The organism is Massilia sp. P2_C2 (genome assembly GCF_056404615.1).
Genome location: NZ_JBFUDR010000629.1, coordinates 1 through 1052, shown reverse-complemented (window position 1 = coordinate 1052; position 1052 = coordinate 1). Strand labels below are relative to the sequence as shown.

1 pseudogene is annotated in these 1052 nt (G+C 66.3%); it reads right to left on the bottom strand.

Going from position 1 to position 1052, the window contains the following annotated elements:
• A pseudogene (locus AC1DYX_RS31450) lies at positions 1 to 859 on the bottom strand (flotillin family protein); the annotation flags it as partial.
• Between the last annotated feature and the right edge of the window lie 193 nt (positions 860 to 1052).

The following is a 1052-nucleotide window of genomic DNA, read 5'->3' as shown; positions in this document are numbered from 1 at the left end:
CGACCACGCCCACGAAGCCGACCGGCACCTCGGTCTTCGGCACGATCTCCCATGACACGAAGCGCGCGTTCAGGTAGTAGGTGCCTTCGACGAGTACCTGCAGCTGGCGGCCCTTGTAGCCGCCGGCGTCGATGAACGTTTCCGGGTTCTGGTAGTCGTGGTGGTAGCGCGGCGCGTCGGCCGGGTCGGCGCCGACGATGGGGGCGACGATCGTCCCTTCCGGCAGCGACTGGCCTTCGTGCGTCGTGATGACGGCCAGCTTGTCTTCGCGGATCACGAGCGGCCGGAAGCCGCCGCGCGCGGCGAGATCGTCATGCACCGCGGCCAGGATGCCCGTGACGCCACCCTTCGCATCGACGTCGGCATCGCCCGGCAGCGGCAGGGAATAGACCCGGTCCTCGGCCAGCACGACGAATTGCGCGAGGTTGATCGCATACGTGCCCTCGCGCAGGATCTTGCGCTGCAGGCCTTTCTGGCCGCCCTGCGCGAGGAAGGCGGCGACATCGGTGAAGTCGTTCGCGGCCTTGTTGCAGCCGAGGTTCTGGCTCGGTGCCATGGGCAGGCCGTCGCGTGCGAACACATAGGCGAGCGTGCCCTGCTGGATGGTCACGAGGTTCTGGCGGTGCACGCGGTACTGGAACGGCGCAAAGAAATGAAAGCCGCCGCGCACCACGTCAGGCTGGAAGCCCGCCTCGCCGCGCAACGCGATGAAGCCGGCCCGCACGGACCCGTGGCGCGACCATTTCTTTTCCACGATCCCGATTTTGTCGTTGGGAATGTAGACCACGCAGCTGCGCACCAGTACCAGGAGGGCGGCGGCGAACAGGCCCGCGACCGCGATGGCGATTAACTCGAACATACGACGTCCTTTCGACGAATGATGACGAGTCCAGCGTAGCGCGGTGGGTGTAAATACGGTGTATAAAGAACGGGAGCGTTTGCAACGGCCGTGTAAAAACTCAGGCCGCCGCCGCTTCCTTCGTGAACAGGGCCACCTGGTCCGCCAGCGCCTTGCGGTACGCGGGCCGGGCCGTGCAGCGTTCGCGCCAGGC